This is a genomic window from Pseudooceanicola sp., assembly GCF_041987405.1.
GTDB lineage: Bacteria > Pseudomonadota > Alphaproteobacteria > Rhodobacterales > Rhodobacteraceae > Pseudooceanicola.
The window spans coordinates 899,493-919,644 of the sequence record NZ_JBHIWR010000001.1 but is presented as its reverse complement, the minus strand read 5'-3'; the positions used below and the strand labels follow the sequence as shown (position 1 = coordinate 919,644).

General features: G+C 64.8%; 12 protein-coding genes (1 of these 12 running past the window's edge). 6 read left to right on the top strand and 6 right to left on the bottom strand.

Annotation, left to right across the window (positions count from 1 at the left end):
* Window positions 1-101: 101 nt before the first annotated feature.
* Window positions 102-1,049: a DMT family transporter gene (locus tag ACFC2Y_RS04055; RefSeq protein WP_375175394.1), complete on the top strand. Its 948-nt coding sequence runs from the start codon at window positions 102-104 to the stop codon at window positions 1,047-1,049.
* Here ACFC2Y_RS04055 and ACFC2Y_RS04050 read toward each other — a convergent pair.
* Window positions 967-1,677: a thiamine diphosphokinase gene (locus tag ACFC2Y_RS04050; protein WP_375175333.1), complete on the bottom strand. Its 711-nt coding sequence runs from the start codon at window positions 1,675-1,677 to the stop codon at window positions 967-969. The two genes, ACFC2Y_RS04055 and ACFC2Y_RS04050, sit on opposite strands and share 83 nt — an antisense overlap.
* Window positions 1,678-1,875: 198 nt before the next feature.
* Here ACFC2Y_RS04050 and ACFC2Y_RS04045 point away from each other — a divergent pair, with 198 nt between their 5' ends.
* Window positions 1,876-4,299: a hypothetical protein gene (locus tag ACFC2Y_RS04045; protein ID WP_375175334.1), complete on the top strand. Its 2,424-nt coding sequence runs from the start codon at window positions 1,876-1,878 to the stop codon at window positions 4,297-4,299.
* Between the two features lie 247 nt (window positions 4,300-4,546).
* Window positions 4,547-4,963 carry a hypothetical protein gene (locus tag ACFC2Y_RS04040; protein WP_375186406.1) on the top strand — a complete coding sequence of 139 codons (417 nt, stop codon included), beginning with the start codon at window positions 4,547-4,549 and terminating at the stop codon, window positions 4,961-4,963.
* 69 nt (window positions 4,964-5,032) lie between these two features.
* Here the strand turns inward: ACFC2Y_RS04040 and ACFC2Y_RS04035 are convergent, their stop codons facing one another.
* A complete protein-coding gene (locus ACFC2Y_RS04035) occupies window positions 5,033-5,599 on the bottom strand; it encodes a peptidoglycan-binding domain-containing protein (protein WP_375175336.1) in 567 nt (188 codons plus the stop codon).
* 48 nt (window positions 5,600-5,647) lie between these two features.
* The gene (locus ACFC2Y_RS04030) at window positions 5,648-6,109 is read right to left on the bottom strand and encodes an OB-fold nucleic acid binding domain-containing protein (RefSeq protein WP_375175337.1); all 462 of its coding nucleotides are present in this window, start codon (window positions 6,107-6,109) and stop codon (window positions 5,648-5,650) included.
* A 123-nt stretch (window positions 6,110-6,232) separates the two neighbouring features.
* On the opposite strand from ACFC2Y_RS04030, the gene ACFC2Y_RS04025 reads away from it, so the two are divergent.
* Both ACFC2Y_RS04025 and ACFC2Y_RS04020 read left to right on the top strand, forming a co-directional pair.
* The gene (locus ACFC2Y_RS04025; RefSeq protein ID WP_375175338.1) at window positions 6,233-6,556 is read left to right on the top strand and encodes a 2Fe-2S iron-sulfur cluster-binding protein; all 324 of its coding nucleotides are present in this window, start codon (window positions 6,233-6,235) and stop codon (window positions 6,554-6,556) included.
* 3 nt (window positions 6,557-6,559) lie between these two features.
* A complete protein-coding gene (locus ACFC2Y_RS04020; protein WP_375175339.1) occupies window positions 6,560-7,318 on the top strand; it encodes an FG-GAP repeat domain-containing protein in 759 nt (252 codons plus the stop codon).
* 25 nt (window positions 7,319-7,343) lie between these two features.
* Here the strand turns inward: ACFC2Y_RS04020 and ACFC2Y_RS04015 are convergent, their stop codons facing one another.
* The 3 genes from ACFC2Y_RS04015 to ACFC2Y_RS04005 all read right to left on the bottom strand — a co-directional run bounded on the left by ACFC2Y_RS04015 (window position 7,344) and on the right by ACFC2Y_RS04005 (window position 10,481).
* On the bottom strand, window positions 7,344-7,901 hold the full coding sequence (locus tag ACFC2Y_RS04015) for a hypothetical protein (protein WP_375175340.1): 558 nt from the start codon (window positions 7,899-7,901) through the stop codon (window positions 7,344-7,346).
* Window positions 7,898-9,163 carry a phosphoribosylamine--glycine ligase gene (purD, locus tag ACFC2Y_RS04010; protein WP_375175341.1) on the bottom strand — a complete coding sequence of 422 codons (1,266 nt, stop codon included), beginning with the start codon at window positions 9,161-9,163 and terminating at the stop codon, window positions 7,898-7,900. Before purD ends, ACFC2Y_RS04015 begins: the two co-directional genes overlap by 4 nt.
* 70 nt (window positions 9,164-9,233) lie before the next feature.
* Window positions 9,234-10,481, bottom strand: coding sequence for a DUF3422 family protein (locus tag ACFC2Y_RS04005; protein ID WP_375175342.1), 1,248 nt, complete (start codon window positions 10,479-10,481; stop codon window positions 9,234-9,236).
* Between the two features lie 486 nt (window positions 10,482-10,967).
* Here ACFC2Y_RS04005 and ACFC2Y_RS04000 point away from each other — a divergent pair, with 486 nt between their 5' ends.
* Window positions 10,968-20,152, top strand: partial view of a tandem-95 repeat protein gene (locus ACFC2Y_RS04000; protein WP_375175343.1) — the 5' end (the start) only. 23,350 nt of this gene lie beyond the right edge of the window; only the first 9,185 of its 32,535 coding nucleotides appear in the window; the start codon lies at window positions 10,968-10,970; its stop codon lies off the right edge, out of view.

Sequence of the window (20,152 nt, the reverse complement as noted above, 5' to 3'; positions counted from 1 at the left end):
ACCCAGACGATGCAGCCCCGCTCTTGCACCATGCAATGACACCTGCGCTTGCCTGCCGGGCGTTCCCATGCTTCGTTTCGGGGGTTTCTGAAAGGCTGATGATGAGCGCGGACCGCCCCCTTCTGGCCATCGCCCTGATGGCAGGTTTCTGTTTCGTCGCCCCCCTGTCGGATGCGACGGCAAAACTGCTGGGGCAGGCGGCCTATGCGCAGCCGGTGTTTCAGGTGCTGGTGCTACGCTTCGCCATGCAGGCCCTGTTCCTCATCCCGCTCGCCATGGCGACCGGGCGCAGCCTGCGGATGACCGGGCGCGAGACCTGGTTGGTTCTGGCCCGGACCCTGCTGCATATCGTCGGCGTCGGCTTCATGTTCACCTCCCTGCGGTTCCTGCCGCTGGCGGAAACCGTGGCGATTGCCTTTGTCATGCCCTTCATCCTGCTGCTCCTCGGCTGGCTCCTGATGGACGAGGAGGTCGGCTGGCGCCGTCTGGGGGCCTGTGCCGTCGGCTTTGTCGGCACACTGCTGGTGATCCAGCCCAGCTTTGCCGAGGTCGGGTGGCCCGCGCTGCTGCCGCTTGGCGTGGCGGTGAGTTTCGCGCTCTTCATGCTGGTGACGCGGGCGGTTGCGAAATCGCTCGACCCTATTGCGATGCAGGGGGTCAGCGGCGGCATGGCCATGGGTCTCATGGCCCCTTTCATCGTCGCGGGCCTGGTCTGGCAGGGGCCGCTCAGCCCGGCGCCGATCCCGGGGGCGGCGCTGCCGCTCTACCTGATCCTCGGGCTGATCGGCTCCTTCGGGCATCTGCTGATGACTTGGTCGCTGCGCTACGCGCCCTCGGCCACGCTGGCGCCGATGCAATACCTGGAAATCCCCTTTGCCACGGCCATCGGGTTCCTGATCTTCGGCGATCTGCCGAACGGTCTGGCCGCGCTTGGCATTGCGGTGACGGTGGCGGCGGGCCTCTACATCATTCTGCGCGAGCGGGCCATCGCGCGTCAGACCGTGACAGCGCCGCAAGCAGCGGGAGGAGGGCCGGGCGCGGCAATATGAGCAGCATCGCCGCCGTCTGCATGGTCAGCTCTACAGTTGCGGCACTCACCCGGTTCGACGTGCCGACCCGACCATCGGGCCGCAGGGGCAGCCCGTCGATCGGCCATTCCAGCCCCTGCGACGTGCCGCGCATCTCCGCCAGCGGATAGAGCGACAGGCGCGATCCCACGGGCAACTCCAGCGACAGGCGGGGCGGGCAGAGGCAGATCACATCCTCTTCCCCGACCAGCACGCAGGGCCGGTCGGGCTGCAAGGCCAGGCCCGTCATCACCGCCAGCTGATGATCGAGCCGCCCGCCGGTGAAGCCGACCCCCAGCACCACCGGCGCGCCGATCCGCGCCAGCGCCTTGTCGAAATCAGTGCTCTCCTGTTCGTCCACCTCGTAGAGCCGGGCCGGGTCGAGGGCGGCGCGATCCTCCGACAAGATACTGTCGAAATCGCCGATCACCGCGACCGGGTCCAACCCGGCCCGCCGCGCCAATGCGGCCCCGCTGTCGGCGCAGACCACCGGCATATCCGTCACCGGAACCTCGTCCTTCAGCCCGCGCAGCAGGTCCAGCGCCCCCTCGGGGTCTGCCCCGCCCAGAAGCAGAACCGCCTCATCCGTGGTCACGATTTGTTCAATCATCCCGCGATATTCCTTTGCCTGTTGGCAATTTCATTGTCCTCATTCCTGGGCCAAAGTGGACAGGCACCACGAAATTGTCACAAAATGAAACGACCCATTCCTTAGATTCGAACCGTCTAAGTCGCATGGTCTGGCCGACAGAGGTGGAAGAAGAGCAGTCCCACCCGGTGCGGCAAGTGACAAGAAGCGAGATACATCGTGGCAGATTCGAATAAAATCCTCACCGTGTCCTATGGCACGTTCTCCTGCACTCTGGAGGGGTTTGACGACGCCTTCACCACCATGAAGGCGATTGCGGAGTATTTCCGGGACCTCGCCGCGGATGACCGGTTCTTCGGCGCCGAGCCGCCGACCCCGGATGCGGAAATGCTGGCGCGCCTGGCCAGCCGCACCGCATCGCGCCGGGTCGAAGCCCATCAGGACGAAAACGGCATCACGCTGCGCCAGGACACTGCCGCCCTGTCGGCACCGGCCCGCGCGGAACCAGACGTGGACGAGACGGCGGAGCCCACGGTGGCCGAGGTCGAAGAGGCCCTCGACGCGGCCCCCGTTGCCGAGGCCATGGAAGAGGCCGCCGAGGACCACGTCGAAGATCTCTCCCAGGTCGCTGACGCGCCGGTCGAGGCCGCAGAAGACGAAATCGACGAGGTCGACGAAGACTTCGCCGAAGTCGAAGCTATCGCCGAAGCGGAAGAAGAGGCCACCGTTGCCACCCCGCGCCCGGTCATCGCCAAGAACATGTCCGCCACTGTGCGGCGTCAGCCCAAAGCCTCGCCCGCGCCGCGCATTCAGCCGAACCGCCCCCGGGTCCAGGTCACGGGCAGCCGCCCGGTCCGCGTGACCACCGGCGCGCCTGGCCCCGCCCCGCATCCCGACCAGACCTCGGTCGCCGCGAAACTCGCCCGCATTCGGGGCGTGGTGGCCAAGACCGGCAAGGGCGAGGCGACCAACGGTTATTCCGAAGATCAACATGCCGAGGGCAATACGCCCAGCATCGGCGCGCAGTCGCTTGCCGAGGCTTTCAAGGACGATCTGGCCGATGACGCCGTCGACACAACGGTTGAGCCCGCCAAGTCCATTGCGGCGGCGACCCAGGCGGCCATCGCTGCCGAGCTGGCCGAACGCGATGCCGATACCACAGTGGAGACTGACGACGCCGAGGATTTCGATCTCAGCGCGGCGATGGACTTCGCCGAGAGCGAAGAGGACGACGAGGCTGGGTACACCTCTGACGAGTACGCAGCCGATGAAGACACCGCCGAGGTCGCCGTAGAGGACGACGCGGACGCTGACGAAGAGTTCGATGAGGAGGCCTTCTTCGCCGATATGGCGGAAGATGACGCCGACGACGAGGGTGAGTTCGAAGCGGCGGACGAGGTCGAGGTTGCAGAGGCCCCGGTTCAGCCGCGCCCTGTTGCCCGCGTCCTGAAGGTCAAGCGCCGCCATTTCGAAGCCGCGGTCGAGGACGGCACCCTGGAAGAAGAGGCGGAGGCGTCGGTCCCCGATGCCATCCTGCGCGGCGAAAGCTCGCTCAGCCCCGAAGACGAGGCCGATCTGCAGGACGAACTGCAGGCCCTGGAAGCCGAAATCGCGCTTGGCGCCGAGGATGACGCCGATGCGGTCGAAGAGGCCGAAGAGGACGACAGCTTTGCCGCCTATGCCGAGGACGAAGACGAGGACGACGCTGATCTGGACCCCGATCTGGATGAAGACATGTCCTGGGACTTCGACGATGAAAGCGGCGACGACGGCGACCTGGAAGATCAGGAGTTCGCCATCGGTGCCGACACCGAAGTTGCGGAGGCCGAGGATGACCTCGCCGCGGCAGAGGACGAGGAGGCGATTGCCGCCGATGCAGAACCCGTCCAGCCTTCGCGCAGCCGTCTGCTGCGTAAGGCCGATGACGACATGGACCGCATCCTGAAGGAAACTGACCACCACCTGGACGACAGCGACGGCACCCGCCGCCGGTCTGCCATCGCGCATCTGCGCGCCGCCGTGGCCGCCACCAAGGCGGAAAAACAGGCGGGCGGCGTGGCCGAGGACGACGAACAGGAGGTCGCCAACGTCTATCGCGACGATCTGGCCCAGGTGGTGCGCCCGCGCCGTCCGGTGACCCCGACGAGCCGTGGTGAAAGCCCCTCCCGCCGGGCGGAGGATCGCCCGGCCCCGCTGAAACTGGTCGCCGAACAGCGCGTCGACATCCCCGGCGCGGATGCAGGTCCGGTCCGCCCTCGCCGCGTGCGGATGTCCGACCTGGCCAAGCACGAGCCGATGCCGGACGAGGACGCGGATGTCGATGCGCAGGCCCATGCCCGCGCCGCCGCCGCCAATGCCGCCTCCTTCAACGAATTCGCCGAACGCGTCGGCGCGGCCGGTCTGCCCGACCTGCTGGAAGCCGCGGCCTCCTACCTCTCCTTTGTCGAGGGCCGCGATCAGTTCACCCGCCCGCAACTGATGGTGAAGGCGCGTCAGGCGCTGGAGGACGAATTCTCCCGCGAGGACGGGCTGCGCCACTTCGGCCGCCTGCTGCGCGAAGGCAAACTGCGCAAGGTCTCGGCCGGACATTTCACCGTCTCCGACCGGATCAGCTTCCGCCCGGAGGAACGCGCCGCGGGGTGAGTTTCCGCGACAAGAGACAAGGGGCCGCTCCGGGAGGGGCGGCCTTTTCTATTGAAAGATGCTTTTCAGACCCGGGAATGCCGCCATGGTCGCACCGATAATCCTTCTGTTGCTGTCCTGTGTCGGCCTGCTTGTCGGGCTACTCCTGCCCGGGTTGTCAGATTTGCTCTTGTTGGCAGTGCCTTGCGCCGTCGCAAGCCTGATCCTCCTTTTCGTGCACCTTTGGCGCAGAGGGGTCGCGACGGGGGTGAAGAAACGCTGGATCGTTCTGGACGGCTCGAACATCATGCATTGGAAGGGCAATGGCGCGGATCTCGCAACCGTCCGGGAGGTGACGCGGCGATTGGGCGAAATGGGCTATGTGCCCTGCGTCGTCTTTGATGCGAACGCCGGATACAAGCTGAACAATCGCTACCAGGATGACGCCGAACTGGCGAAGCGCCTGGGGCTGCCGAGCGCCCGGGTCCTAGTCGTCGCCAAGGGCACCATTGCGGATGAGATTATCCTGTCCGCGGCGCGGGACCAGAATGCCAGGATCGTCACCAACGACCGCTTTCGGGATTGGGCCGACCAGCATCCCGAGGTCGAGGAGGAGGGCCACCTGGTACGCGGCGGGTATCGCTCCGGCCGACTTTGGTTGAACTTGCCGGACGAGGCGCCATGACGGTTTGGAGTCGCCCGGTCTCATAGCCGACACCCACCTTGGGCGGCCCTGTCTGCCACCGAACCCCCTTCACCCCTCCGTGATCAGCGCCACCGACCGATCATCCTCGGTCACATCCACCACCGCCAGCCCCAGCTTGCGGGCCGCCGCGAGCGAGAGGATCCCGCTGTCGAGCCCGAGCGGGGCCTGGTAGTTGCGCACGCCGCGCCGGGTCTGGCGGTCCATACGGCCGTTGATCGGCCCGGAATAGAGCCCCCGCGCAGCAAGTGTGCGCTGCAGCGAGGCGACGAAGTCCTCGGTCAGCTCTGCGGGGCAGGGGGTGCGGAACCACAGCTCCTGCCGTTCGCGAAGGATGCGTTGCTGGGTTTCGGTCTTGTACACCGCCGGGGCCAGGACCGTCCCGTCGCGATGGACCTGCGCCGGTTGCAGCAGGATCTGTTCCGTCACGGTTTCAACCACGGCGGGGCTGGCCTCCTGTCCCCAGCAGGCCCCGGCGGGCGATCCCGGTGGCGGTTCCGATCGGATCTGGATGATGTCCGGTTCCCCCACGCCGGGCACGGGCAGGGGCATGCCGCATCCCGCGAGGGCGGACAGCGACAAGAGCCCGGCTGCGGCGGTCCAGCTCCTTCGGGTCATCGGGGGGTACCTTCTGCTCGTCCGGGTCTGGGGCCCGGCCGGGCCATTCTATCCGTTTTTTGCGTGTCGCGGAAGGGCGCGGGGCGGGGTGCGCGGGTTGCCTCCGCCCCCCGGCATCCGGTCGCCCGGTCCCCCCGGCCGCAGCAGATCGTCGAGCATATAGGAGATATCCTCCACCCGTTCGGCGATCACATGGGTCACCTCGTTCTCGCGCTGCAGCCGCCCGGTCACGCGCAGCATCCGCCCGGCGATCACCGCCCGGCGGAAGGCCTCGTACAGCTTGCGCCAGACGATCACGTTCACCACCCCCGTCTCATCCTCCAGGGTGAGGAAGATCACCCCCTTGGCCGTGCCGGGCCGCTGCCGCAGGATGACCAGCCCCGCCACCGCGACCCGCGCGCCCTGTGGTGGCAGGTCGAGCATCCCCGCCGGGAGGCAGGCAGGCGGGCGGGGCCAGGGATAGGGGTCGGGCCTGCGCGGATCGGGAAAGGGCGGGGGCAGGGGCGTCATGGAGAACATATAGCGAACAACGTCACGTTTCTCAACCCTGCGTGACTGGGGGACGGAAAGGGGCTGGAACGGCCCGCCCGGCATCGTTAGATACGGGCGAAGCGAGAAGCCAAGGAGACGCGAATGGCGAAGATCACCTATATCGAGCACGACGGCACGGAACACGTGGTGGACGTGGCCAACGGTATGACCGTGATGGAAGGCGCCCGTGACAACGGTATCCCGGGGATCGAGGCCGATTGCGGCGGCGCCTGCGCCTGTTCTACCTGCCATGTCTACATCGACCCCGCCTGGGTCGAGAAGCTGCCGGAAAAGCAGGACATGGAAGAGGACATGCTCGACTTCGCCTATGAACCCGATCCCGCCCGGTCCCGCCTGACCTGCCAGATCAAGGTGACCGATGCGCTGGACGGCCTCGTCGTTCAGATGCCCGAAAAGCAGATCTGATCCATGCGCGACCGCGCGCGGCCCGTGATGTTGCGCGCGTGGCGGCCGATGGCCCGCCGCGCCCTTCTGGCCGCGGGCCTGTGTCTGACTGCGTTGAGCCCGGTACAGGCCGAAGGGCGCATCACCGCAGCCACCTACGAGGGCCCGACCGACCGCTATGACCACGGTGTCCTGGGCGACAAGCTGGAATGGACCACGCTCCGCCTGACGCTGGAGGACGGGACCGTACGGCGCTTTACCCTGCCCGAAGATATGGTGTTCGAGGACCTCTCCCCCCGCCTGGCCGACGTCACCGGTGATGGCGTGGCCGAGGTCATCGCGGTGGAAACCAGCCTGCGCCTGGGCGCGCGGCTGGCCGTCTACACCGCCGAGGGGCGGCTGGTCACCACAGACCATATCGGCCAGCGCAACCGATGGCTGGCCCCGGTCGGCGCGGCGGATTTCGATGGCGACGGCCGGATCGAGATCGCCTTTGTCGACCGCCCGCACCTGCTGCAGATGCTGCGGCTGGTCCGGCTGGAAGCAGGCGAACTGCGGGAGGTCGCCACCCTGCGCGGGGTGACCAATCACCGGTTGGGCTGGGACTACATCGTCGGCGGCGTGCGGCATTGCGCCGGACGGCCGGAGATCATCCTCTCCACCGGCGACTGGCTGGCCAATCTTTCGGTCTTCTGGTCCCGGGATCAGCGCCTCGACACGCGGGCCGAGGGGCGGTTTACCGGCCCGGAAAGCCTGGAAAAACTGATACGCTGCGAGACCTAACCGGCGCGCGCGGCCTGTTAGTAAGCTATGTCTTAAAAGCGGCGATCAGCGCCGGGGCCATACCGACGCTCAGCACCGGCATCGACCTCCAGGGCCAGTAGCGGACAGCGATCACCAGCCCGAACACCGCGAGCACACCGATCGAGAGAAAGACCTCCGCATTGCTGCGTCCGTTCCCGACCACGACGGCGATGGCAAGGCCCGCCGCCGCGAGCAGCGAAAAGAGGCCCGCAAGGAACATGGTGACGCGGGGCGCGCCGCCCTCGCCGATGATCAGCGGAATATCCGCGTCGCGCTCGGCCAAACGGGCAAGGATCGCGCCAACGAGGTCTGCATGGGTCTGGACGTTCGTATCGGACGCCACCCCGGTCACGCCGATCGACAGCTTCCCCTCGGGGTGGGACAGGTCGAGCCTGCGGATCACGCCGCCCCGCTTGATCCCCATCTCGGTAAACCGGGTTTCCGTCACCAGATTCAGGTTGAACCGGTCATGCGGCGTGCGCAGGTCGCTGCCCTCCAGCACCCAGTCCTGCGCGCCGCGCAGCAGCGCGGGTTTGAACCGGAAGCTATGGGCATCGCTCACCCCAGAACCCGCCATCCGATGTCGGAGCGGTAGAAGCCGTCCGGCCAATCCACCGCCTCGGCCATTGCATAGGCCCGATCCCGCGCCTCCTGCAGCGTTGACCCGCGCGCCGTGGCGTTCAGCACCCGTCCGCCATTGGCCAGCACCTTGCCGCCCTCGGCCTTGGTGCCCGCGTGGAAACAGACCTCCGACGAGGTCGCGGGCAGGGCGTCCAGCCCCTTGATCTCGGTCCCCTTGGCATAGGCGCCGGGATAGCCCTCGGCTGCCAGCACGACGGTCATCGCATGATCATCGGCCCAGTTTACCCGGGCCTCACCCAGACGCCCCTCGGCCGCGGCATGCATCAGATCGAAGGCCTGCGCGCCCAGGCGCAGCATCAGCACCTGGCATTCCGGATCGCCGAAGCGGCAGTTGTATTCCACCAGCCGCGCTTCGCCATCCTTGATCATCAGCCCGACGTAGAGCACGCCGGAATAGGGCGTCCCGCGTGCGGCCATCTCGCGCAGGGTGGGATAGACGATGCGATCCATCACCTGCTGTTGCAGGGCGTCGGTCATCACTGGGGCAGGGGAATAGGCCCCCATCCCGCCGGTGTTCGGCCCCTCGTCCCCGTCAAAGGCGCGCTTGTGGTCCTGCGCCGTCCCGATGGAGAGCGCATCCTCGCCATCGCACAGCACGAAGAACGAGGCTTCCTCGCCCTCCATGAATTCCTCGATCACCACCTCGGCCCCGGCCGCGCCGAACTCTCCGCCGAACATGTCGTCGATGGCGGCCAGCGCCGTCGCCTCGTCCATCGCCACGATCACGCCCTTGCCGGCCGCCAGACCGTCGGCCTTCACGACAATCGGCGCGCCCTCGGCGCGGATGTAATCCTTGGCCGGACCCGGTTCCGTGAACCTGGCATAGCCTGCCGTGGGCGCGCCCGCGGCATCGCAGATTTCCTTGGTAAACCCCTTGGAGGCCTCCAGCCGGGCGGCCTCCTGCGAGGGGCCGAATACCAGAAACCCGGCATTTCGCAGGTCATCGGCCACGCCCGCCGCCAGTGGAGCTTCGGGTCCGACGATGATGAAGTCGATGGCATTCTCTTCGCAGAACTGCCCGACCACGCCGCCGTCCAGAATATCCAGATCCGCACATTCCGCGATATTGGCGATCCCCGCGTTGCCCGGCGCGACGATCAGCTTGTCGCACTTGGGATTTTGCAGCACCGCCCAGGCCAGCGCATGTTCACGGCCGCCCCCGCCGAGGATCAGGATGTTCATTGACGAAAGTCCCCTATCTATCTGGCCGCGGTTCTAGGCAGGGTCCGTCGCAAAGGCAATGGGCCGACCCTCAGTGCAGCCTGCGCCGGATCGCCCGCAGACCGGCCCAGACCCCCAGCACCACGACCGGCGTAACCAGCGCGGCGAGCCAGCCCTTTTCGACCCCGGCCTCCTTGGCAATCGGCCCCAGAACATAGAGCGCGAGGCTGGTCGCGTAGTAGGAAATTGCCACGACCGACAACCCCTCCACCGTGTGTTGCAAGCGGAGAGCTTCGTCCGAACGTTTGTCCATGCTGATCAGCAGGGCCCGGTTCTGCCGTGACAGTTCCACGTCGACCCGCGTGCGCAGCAACTCTCCCGCGCGGCGCGCCCTTTCGGTCAGGCGGGCGAGGCGGCGTTCCGTGGCATCGACCGTCCGCATCGCCGGATCGAACCGGCGCAACATGAACTCCTCGAAGGTCTGCCGGCCCTCGAACCGCTCTTCGCCGAGGGTGCCGATGCGGCTGGTCACGATCCGTTCATAGGCCATGGTGGCGGACCAGCGGAAACTGGCGCGCGCGGACAGACGTTCCAGCCGGGCCGACAAGTCCAGCAATTCCTGCAGCAGGGCCTCCGCCTCGCTGGTGCCCTCGCCCAACTGCCCGACCGCGGTTGACAGGCGTATCCCCGCCTCCGACAGCTTCGGCGCCATTTCCTGCGCCCGGATCCATCCCAGCATGGCCATGGCGCGATAAGTCTCGATCTCGCAGAGGCGTTGAACCGTGCGGCCAATTCGCTTTGGTCCGACATCCGTCCGGACCAGGACGGAAAACCGCATGTCGCCCGCCGCATCCGGGTTGAAATCCCCCGCAATCACGGCCTGGGCATCCAATACCCGAGCGACCGCCAGGCTGTCGCTGGAATGATCCGCCAGCAAAACCTCCTTCACCTGGGCATCGCCGTCGACCATCTGGATACGGAACCGGGCAGAGGCGATCCGCAGCCCCGGCGCATCCCGCAAGATGTCCTGCGACAGGGCCAGCACCTCCGCCTCTGTCCCGCCCCAGACCAGGAAGGTGACAAACTCGTTGTGGCTTTCCCACTTCACATGCAGCGGGCCCAAGCGGCCCGACCAATGTGTTGCTTCGGCGTCCGGCAGGGACAGGCAGGCACCGGAGATCAGACGATCCAGCTGCGCCCGTTCGGCGGCGCGATCCCGGTCCGACCGCTTCTCTGGACGCAGGGCGACGAACCAGGCGGTGGCCGGCGCCGGGATCGAGGGGAAGGGGCGGGCGTGCAACTCCTCGACAAGGGCGGCGCGGAGGGGGTGGTCGGTCATGGCAGGTTTTGGGTCCGGGGTCATGTTCGGCAACTCTGCGGTTCGGGGTTCGTCCAGTCTAGCCCGAAGCGACCGCTGCGCGTCACGCCCCCACATGGCGCCGGGACCATCTGCCGCAGCGGAAGGCATCCAGCACACGGCGCTCTTCAAGCCAGCCATCTGGTACGGTGGCCCCCACGTCAACCAGACCGTGTCGCGCCCGATTTCCGCCACAATCACAGAGGTGACATGGCGACCCGATAAGCCATCGAAAAATCAAGAAACTAAGTGTTTTTCCTGGCGGCGCGGGCACATTTTTCTTGTCAGATTTGTGCGTGGCACGCTAAAAAAAGGCAATATTGTGGCGTCCGGAAATTTCTCCGGGCGGTTTCGGTGGCAAATTATTTGCACGACCAAAAGGCCATTTCTCGGCCGGGCGGAGATTTTGTAGGGGCGGACCACCGCGTTCGGTCCGTATTTGATTAAGGGTTAGTACCGGCCATGGCTGTGAGCAGAAATCTTTACCTCGCCCTCCTGGCCATCGACGTCTACAACCGCGACTATGATACCGTCGTCACTGTCGAAGGTGACCAGATCGGCGATGTCACCGTCATTGATCCCTCCAGCTACGATCCCTCTGGGACCCTTCTGTCGGACTGGCAGGACACGGGCTTCTACGCCCTGGCTTATGACACCCGCAACGTCGAGGTCCTGGGCGACCCCTATGTCTTTTCCTATCGCGGGACCAACCCCAGCCCGGGCGAAGATTTCCTGACCTCGCCGCTCTGGCTGGACGCCAGCAACGGGTGGACTGCCGCCGTGGGGTTCCCCGGCGGCGACGGCGGGCAGGCCTCTCAGGCTTTGGATTTCTATTCGATCCTGATGGCCGACCTCGACGCCGAGGGCGGGCAAGTCACGATCACCGGCCATTCCCTCGGGGGCGGGCTGGCCGGGCTGGTGGCGAATGTCTTTGGCGAAGAGGCCCTGCTCTTTGACCATATGCCCTACGAATACGCGTCGCAGGCGCTGTATGACTGGGCGGCGTCGGACCAATATGCGCGCGACCGGTTCTTCGACGGCACCTTCCCGGGGCAGTTGGACGACAGCCAGATAGAGGCGCTCGCGACCCTGGGGGAATTCCTCTCATCCGTCCGCCTGGCCCTCGGCAGCGATTACGAGAGCATGCCCAGCTACGGCGGGACCCGCAGCCCGCTGGACCTGCATGCCATGGCGATGCTGGCGCATCTGATTTTTGCCGAGGACAAGGGCCATACCGCCTGGCAATCCATCGGCAAGTACCTCTGGGACGCCTGGCTGAGCGCGGATATCGCGGGCACCATTCCCGGTATCGAAGGCAAGGTCGGCGACCTGGGTGCGATCACCGACGTGATGCAGCACGGGCTGGCCTATTCCGCCCTGGAAAGCGGCGAGAAACCGTTTGGGGACACGGGCATCTGGGCGCTGTTCAACGATGCGGACGAGCTGGGCGGCGTCATCTCCGGCACGCCTTCCGATTTCTTCGAGAAATTCGTGGAGTTCGATTTCTCCATCGGGCTGGGCGGTGTCGATCTTTACAACGATATCACGCAGGTTCTGGCGGCGATGCTGGTGCAATACGGCGGCGCGCTGGCGGTGCAGGACATTACCGACAACCCGATCGCGCGCGATGGCATCCTGGAGCTGACGGATGACGGCGCGATCCTCGTCCTGGATGCGACGACGCCGGTCTGGCAAGACCAGCTCGACCTGGGAGAGAAGCTCGATCCGGTCAACATCGAGAACTTCCGCGATACCTTCTACGCCCAGTCCGATGAAACCTGGTTCGCCACCCTGGCCCGCTGGACCGGCCTTTCGACCGCCGACGACATCGCCAAGGTGGGCTGGGGCGCCGAGAATGACGAGATCTTCGACCGCTTTCACATGCGCGCCGATGACAATGCGACGAACTTCGTCATGCCCGATCGCAGCATCCCGGACTCCAACGGCGTCGACGTCTTTGTCGGCGCGGATGTAGACGAGTCGATCTCGGGCACCAGTGGCAACGACCTGATCTTCGGCTCCGGCGGCAGCGACATCATCCTGGGCAACAGCGGCGACGATTTCATCAAGGCAGGCTTCGGCGACGATGCCTTCTACGGCGGGGCGGGGCGCAACATCCTGATCGGCGGCGACGGCGAAGACCTCGCCATGTACAGCGGCGGCGGGCAGCCGAACGATCTGGTGATCACCATTTCGCCCGACATCTCTGCCGACGGCTTCGGCCTGATCGACCAGTACACGGTGCAACTTCGGATCGAGGGGACCAATTCCTGGGGCGAAGAGGTTGAGGATATCATCTTCAACACCGAGCGGGTGGTCCTTGGCGACATGGCCGACACGCTGACGATCAGCAAGGAACTACTGGTCGATATCTTCCGGGACGAGATCATCATCGACTTCGGCGGGCCGGGTGGCAGCGGCGCGCAGGGCGATACGCTGATTTTCGACACCCGCGATCTGTCGATCTTCGGCGATCAGGGTGTCTTCTATCACAACGGCCATGTGCAGGCCGCCGCGCCCTACCTCGAATACGCCTATATGGCGACCAATTTCCTTGGTGTGGGCCAGCCGCTGGCCGTCGCGGCGCTGGTCCTTGCGGAAAACCTTCTGGTGCCGGACGACAAGGTGTCGTTCACCGGGGTCGAGAACATCACCTTCACTGATCTCAGCGACCGCTTCGTGATGACCAGCGGTGACGAAGGGACACATACCGGCAACGGCGAAATCAACATGGGCGGCGGTCGCGACGTCGCCTTTGTCACCTCCATGCCCGAGGGTGATCTGACCATCGACGGCGGCGAAGACAACGACATCATCATCGTGTCGGGCGGCAAGGGCATTGTGACGGCCGGTGGCCAGGGCCGCGACCTCATCATCAACACCTCGCCGGGTGGCGAAATCTACGGCGACTTCCGCTCTGGCTACACTGACGGACCGGGCGGCGTCTCGGGGGTCAGCGACGATGACGGCGGCGAGAACGCCGACATGTTCTGGTTCGCCAACGACACCACGATCTACGACCCGCAGAAGAACGACGTCCTGACCTTCTACGGTGTGCCGCTCACCGGGGGCGACGCCGCGGCGACCTCCATTGCTTTCGCGCTTGGGGCAAAGACCGGCAGCCTCGATGTCATTGGCGCGGTCAGCGGGCTTGTCAGCTTTGCCTCGGTCATCAAGAGCGCGGTTGTCGGGGGCCTGCTGCGGACCTTCTACGACACCTGGATGCCGAACATTGCCTATATCGCCTCGACCGATGGCAATCTCTACCTCGCGAACATGACGGACAGCCTGTTCCGCATCGCGACAGGCCTGCCGGTGCCGACCGGGGTGGACTTTGGCGACGGCGAGGTCGAATTCACCGGCTACCAGACGATCAACCAGTACGACTTCGGCGATGCCTTCTTTGCATGGACCCAGGGGCCTTTGGGCGACCTTGCCGCCGAATTCGGAGGCCTCAAGAGCCTCTACGACAGCGGGGTCGACAATGTGTCGGACCTCGGGATGCTGTGGAATTTCCCTACGATCTTCTCGATCATCATGGGCGGTGTCGGCGCGGTAGCCAAAACCGCGATCGAAGCCTCGCCGGTGGCCGGGCCGCTTTTCAAGGCCTACGAAGTCCTGTCGCTGGCCAATGGCGCCGCCTGGCTGGGCGGTGCTGCGATCCGGCTGGCCAAGGGTAATGCCTGGGCCGCCGGGCAGGACCCGCTGGTCATCGACCTTGATGGCGACGGGATCGAAACCGTCGCCTTCGACAAGGCGCGCGTCTATTTCGACCTCGACATGGACCTGTTCGCGGAACTGACCGGCTGGCTCAAGGGCGACGACGGCTTTCTTGTCCGCGACCTCAACGACAACGGCCGGATCGACGATATCTCCGAGATGTTCGGAAACCGGTTCGATGGCGGTTACAACGACCTTTCCGTCTTCGATCTGGCCGAAAACGGCGGCAACGAGGATGGCAAGATCTCCGCCGCCGATCTGATCTGGCAGGAACTGGGGATCTGGCAGGATTTCGACCAGGACGCGGAGACTGACGAGGGCGAGCTCAGGACGCTGGACGAGCTGGGCATCGTCTCCATCGACCTCGCCCATGACGAGATCGACATCACCACGCCGCAGGGCGCGCAGCTTCTGGCCACCGGTCTGGTCGAATTCGACACCGGCGAAACCGTCCGGATGTTCGAGGCGATCTTCGAATCCTTCGACAGCTACACCATCTACGCCGGCGAGGCAGGCCGCGCCGCCTGGCAGCAGGACCTGACGATCGAGAGCAAGGGCTACGGCTCCATGACCGATCTGAGCGTCGCGATGGCCAACGACATTCTGTTGAGCCAGATCGTCGCTGACGTCTCCGCCTCCATGACGGTGCCGGACTATTTCATTCTGGGCCAACAGGTTGGCGAGGTTCTGAGCTATTGGGGCCAGACGCTGGAAACCTCGCGCGAACTGATGCCTGTCCTGCTGGGCGAGGATGCGGAAGGCAAGGTCACGCTGCTCGACTACGGTGTTTATGTCGAGGACGAGACGGGCGGCTACTGGACGCTCAACAGCGGCGATCCCATCACAGATGCGGGCGGCACGGCCATCGACCGGCCTACGCTGGAGGACCTCCTGGCCCAGGCCGAAGGCGCGGGCGAGACCTGGCAGCTGGAGCAGGCCTGGTCCCCGGCCACACGTGGCGAACCGGTCGCGCATCGCGAGAACGCCCCCTACCTGATGCGCATCGTCGAGGACCGGGCGGTCATCGACGACTACGGCATTCAGAACCCTGACGGATCCTGGCGGCTGGCCAGCGGGCGCGAGATCACCGATGCGGGCGGCACTGTCATCGCGGCCCCGACCATCGAAGATATCCTCGCCCTGTCAAAGGATACGGGCCAGGAGTGGCGGGTCGAGGAGATCAGCCACAACCCCTATGCGGATATCGACGTGGAGGCCATCGGCGTCCGCATCATCGACGGTATCGTGGTCGACTACACGGTCGAGGTCACCGACCGCGACGGCAGCTTCTACGTCTGGGCGCGCAATCTGGACCGGGCGCTGGAGCTGCAGTTCAAGACCGGCGATTCCCGCGAATTCAACCTGCGCAACTACGCCGTGGATTTCGAAACTCTGGACGAGGTGAATTCCAGCGACGACAGCTTCCACCGGGTGGAGCTGATGACACCCGGGGAATTCCACTTCTCCACCAGCCTCGCCGGAATTGACTTCCACGAAGAAATGCTGAGCGCGACGCTCGACAACGACACCGGCCTGATCGACTACAAGGTGGTCGAGGGCGGCAGCTATACCCATTCGGAAGAGCGCTACGAGTCCGTCATCAATCCGATGATCGACCTCGTGGAAATCTCCTTCCAGCAGTACTTCCTGACCAGCCGCCGCCTTGCCGTGCGACTGGCGCTGCAGGACGGCCTCAAACATTTTGCCCGCGATCTGGAATACGACCCCGTAGCGGACGTCTACCGTCCCACCACCGACCGCGAACTCGCCCCGATGTTCGAGGCGATCTTCGAATACGCGCCCGCCAGCAACGAAGACGACGCGGTCTACGACTATCTGCAGGGCTGGCAGACGATCCTGTCGCAGATCTACCCGGACTACAAACCGGCGGACAAGAAGTACTACTTCGACGCCGGTGTCGAGATGGATCAGGGCATGGTCATGCAGATGATCATCAATGCCTACGAACAGGTCGGCATCGACCTCGATCTCATCGGCATCGCCAATGCCATCGGCATCGACGAACGGCGTATTGTCGAACACGCGGCCACCGACACGGAGGTTCGGGGCCACGACGGCGTCAATATTTTCTACGTGTCCGAAGGTGATCAGACGATCATCGGCAGCTACGAACCCGACGCGGAGGTCTTTGACAACAGCGTCCAGTCGGATGTTTACATCGTCGGCGAAAACTCCGGCAATGACATCATCATCGACCGCGACACCGGCGACCATGACCAGTTGCGCTTTGCCAGTGTCCGGTCCGAGGATGTGACGGCCGTCCGCGATGGCGAGGACCTGATCCTCTACTACAACGACGACGGCAACTTCATCCGCCTGATCGACCAGTTCAAGGGCGAGTTGAACATCATCCTGACCAACGGCGACCGCGTGCAGACCGGGGTCGAGGAAATCGTCTTTGCCGATGGTGTCGTCTGGGACCGCTACCGCATGTCCTTTGCCGTGGTCGATTTCGACCGGGCGGCGGGGGATTTCAACGACGCCTACTATGGCTCCGGGTCCGGCGACATCTTCTACAGCGGCCTTGGCAACGACTACATGTCGGGCGGCGCGGGTGGCGACACCTATATCTTCCAGGTCGGCGACGGCAATGATGTCATCGACGACCTCGGCAATTTCTCCTTCGGACCGGTGACGGCCGGTCTCGACTTCCTCATGTTCCGCGGTGACATCACGCAGGACACCGTCCGCCTGACCCGCGACGGCGCGTCGGAAAACCTGCTGATCACCATCCTTGATGCCGACGGAAACGAAACCGGCGACAGCGTCGAACTGGTCGGCCAGTTTGGCGGGGTGCGGCTCAACCTCGGGGCCTTCAGCCAGGCGATCGGCGCGGATGACGGGCTGGACTACGTCGCCCCGAACCTGATCGAGAAGATCATCTTCGAAAAGGGCATGACCCTCGACTACACCGACATTGTCCGCCGGGTCATGGAGAACGCCAAGACCGACAATGACGATGCCATCTACGGCATGCTCAACGACAACCAGCTGGATGGTGGCAAGGGCGACGATTACCTCACCGGTCTGCAGGGGTTCGACACCTATGTCTTCGGCCGCGACTATGGTCAGGATGTCATCCTCGACAACGATTTGTCCTCGTCGCTGTTTGGCCCCAAGGACGACCTGCTGAAATTCACCGACGACCTGCGCTGGACGGATTTCGATTTCCTCCGCGACGGCTCCAGCGACACGCTGCGCCTGCAGGTCAAGGGGACCGAGGATCAGGTCATCCTGACCGACTTCCTCAAGGAAATCCTGCTGGTCGGCTACCTCAACCTGATCGAGGATATCGAGTTCGCGGACGGCACGGTCTGGAACTATCTCAAGCTTCTCCAGCACTACGTCGATATTGCCAAGACGGACGGCGATGACACGATATACGGGTTCGAAACCATCGCCGACACGGTCGACGGCGGGCTGGGCGATGACCGGCTGGAGGGGATGAGCGCGGGCGACACCTATGTCTTCGCTGCGGGCTATGGCTCCGACACTATTTTCGACACGGCCGGCACCGATACGATCGACTTCCGCGGGCTCAACAGCGATGACGTGGAATTCAGCCGCACCGCGCTGGATCTGATCATCACGATCAAGGGCACGACCGACCGGATCGTTCTGGAGAACCAGTATGTCCGCGAAGGCCGTCAGAAAAACGCGGTGGAGGTCTTCCAGTTCGAGGATCGCGCCCTCGACTTCACCGACTTCAACCCCGAAGACATTGATCTGGTCGGCACCGCCGGGGCCGAGACGATCACCGGTTCGAACTTCTCCGAAACCATCGACAGCCGCGGTGGCAATGACCTCATGGTCGGCGGTGACGGTGGCGACATCTACCTCTTCGACGTGGGCTATGGCGAGGATATCATCGTCGACACCCGGGTCCGCGCGGCCTGGAACGACCGCGAAGGCTTTAACGTGCCGGTGGATGACATCGTCCGCTTTGGCGACGACATCACCCAGGCGAACGTCGAATTCACCAAGGACGGCAATGACCTGGTCATCACCGTTGCCGACCGCACCGACACCCTGCGCATCCGTAATCAGTTCCTCGACCTCGACAACGGGGTGGAGCGGTTCGAGTTCTCCGACGGGAATTTCCTGCTGATCTCGGATGTCGAGGAACTGCTGCAGATCGAGGGCGGCAACCGCGGCGACAACGTGATCGAGGGCAATCCGACCAGCCCCAACACACTGGACGGGCGCCAGGGCGATGACACGCTGATCGGCGGGTCCGAGGCGGATCTCTACGCTTTTGGCGCAGATTACGATTTCGACCGGATCATTGAAAAGACCGATGCGCCGGGCGTGATCGACATGGTGCAGTTCGGCGCCTCGGTCACCCGCGACGTTCTGCGCATCACCCGTGACGGCGACAACCTGGTGATCGACCTGGGCAATGGCGCGGATGTGCTGACCATCGTCGGTGGTCTGGCGGATACCCGGGTCGAACAGTTCCGCTTTGGCGACGGCACGATCCTCACCCTCGACGAAATCATCGACCAGATGCTCACCGGCACCGAGGTTGATGAGGAACTGGAGGGGCTGGACAGCCGCGACGACACGATTTCCGGCGGGGCGGGCTCCGACGGGATGCAGGGCGGGCTGGGCAATGACACCTATCGCTTCGGCTATGGCGACGGCAGCGACGCGATCCGCGACACCGGCGGGATCGACCGTCTGATCTTCGGCACCGGGATCACCCAGGACAAGGTCAGCTTTGCCAATGTCGACGGCAATCTCCTGATCCGTCTGGCCACGACCGATGAACGGATCGTAATCCTGTCGGGCCACCGCGACCTGCCGGTCGAGGTGTTCGAATTTGACGACGGCACCGAGCTGACCATCGAAGAGGTCCGCGCGATCATTCACGACGAGTCGTCGAACCTTGGCCAGAATATCCTCTACACCTCTGATTTCGCTCCGGGAACGGAGCTGGAGCCGGGGGCGGGTCACGACCTGATCCTGCTCTCTGAAGGGGCGCGGGTCATTCTGCGCACCGGCGACGGCATCGACCGCGCGGAAATGCAGCCGGGCACCTCCGAGGCCACGATTGTCATGGCCGAGATCCAGGCCCGCTCTGTCGTGGTGCGCGCGGCGGGCGGCGACAGCGAAGACCTGATAGTCGCCAGCCCGGCGACCGGGGATCAGCTGATCATCAAGGGGGCGCTTGGCAACGGGGCTGTGCCGCGGATCGAATTCGCCGATGGCACTGTCTGGACCGCCGCAGAGCTGATCCAGTCCTACATCGAAACCCAGGGCTCCGAGGGCAAGGATACGATCCGGGGCAGCGACCGCGACGACACCATCGAGGGCGGCGCGGGCGACGATGTGACGGACGGCGGTTACGGCCACGACACCTACCTCTTCACGCGCGGCGATGGCCAGGACGTGATCGAGGACGCACATGGCACCGACCGCCTTGTTCTCACCGGCTACCGGCCGGAGGAAATGCGGGTGGAGCGGCTGGCCGCCGACCGCGACGACCTGATCCTGACCTTCATCGACGAAAACGACGCGATCATCATCCGGGGCGCGGCGCTGGAATCCGTCGAATTCAGCGATGGCACGATCTGGTCACGGGACCTGCTGCTTGATCTGGTCAATGCCAATGGCACCGATACCGACGACCGCCTGATCGGCACGCCGGGCGATGAAATCTACCGTCCCGGTTACGGTAACGACGAGGTGGTCGATGGCCGTGGCGCGGACCTCTACACCTTTGACCGGGGCGACGGGCAGGACCGCATCACCACCTCCGGGGCCGCCGACGGTTTCGGCACGATCGAATTCGGCAGCTCCATCGCGCTGGAGGACATCAGCGCCAAACGTGACGCGGACGGCAATATCATCCTGATGCTCGACGGGACGGACGACCGTCTGACCTTGATCGACCCGACCGGCGATCCCGA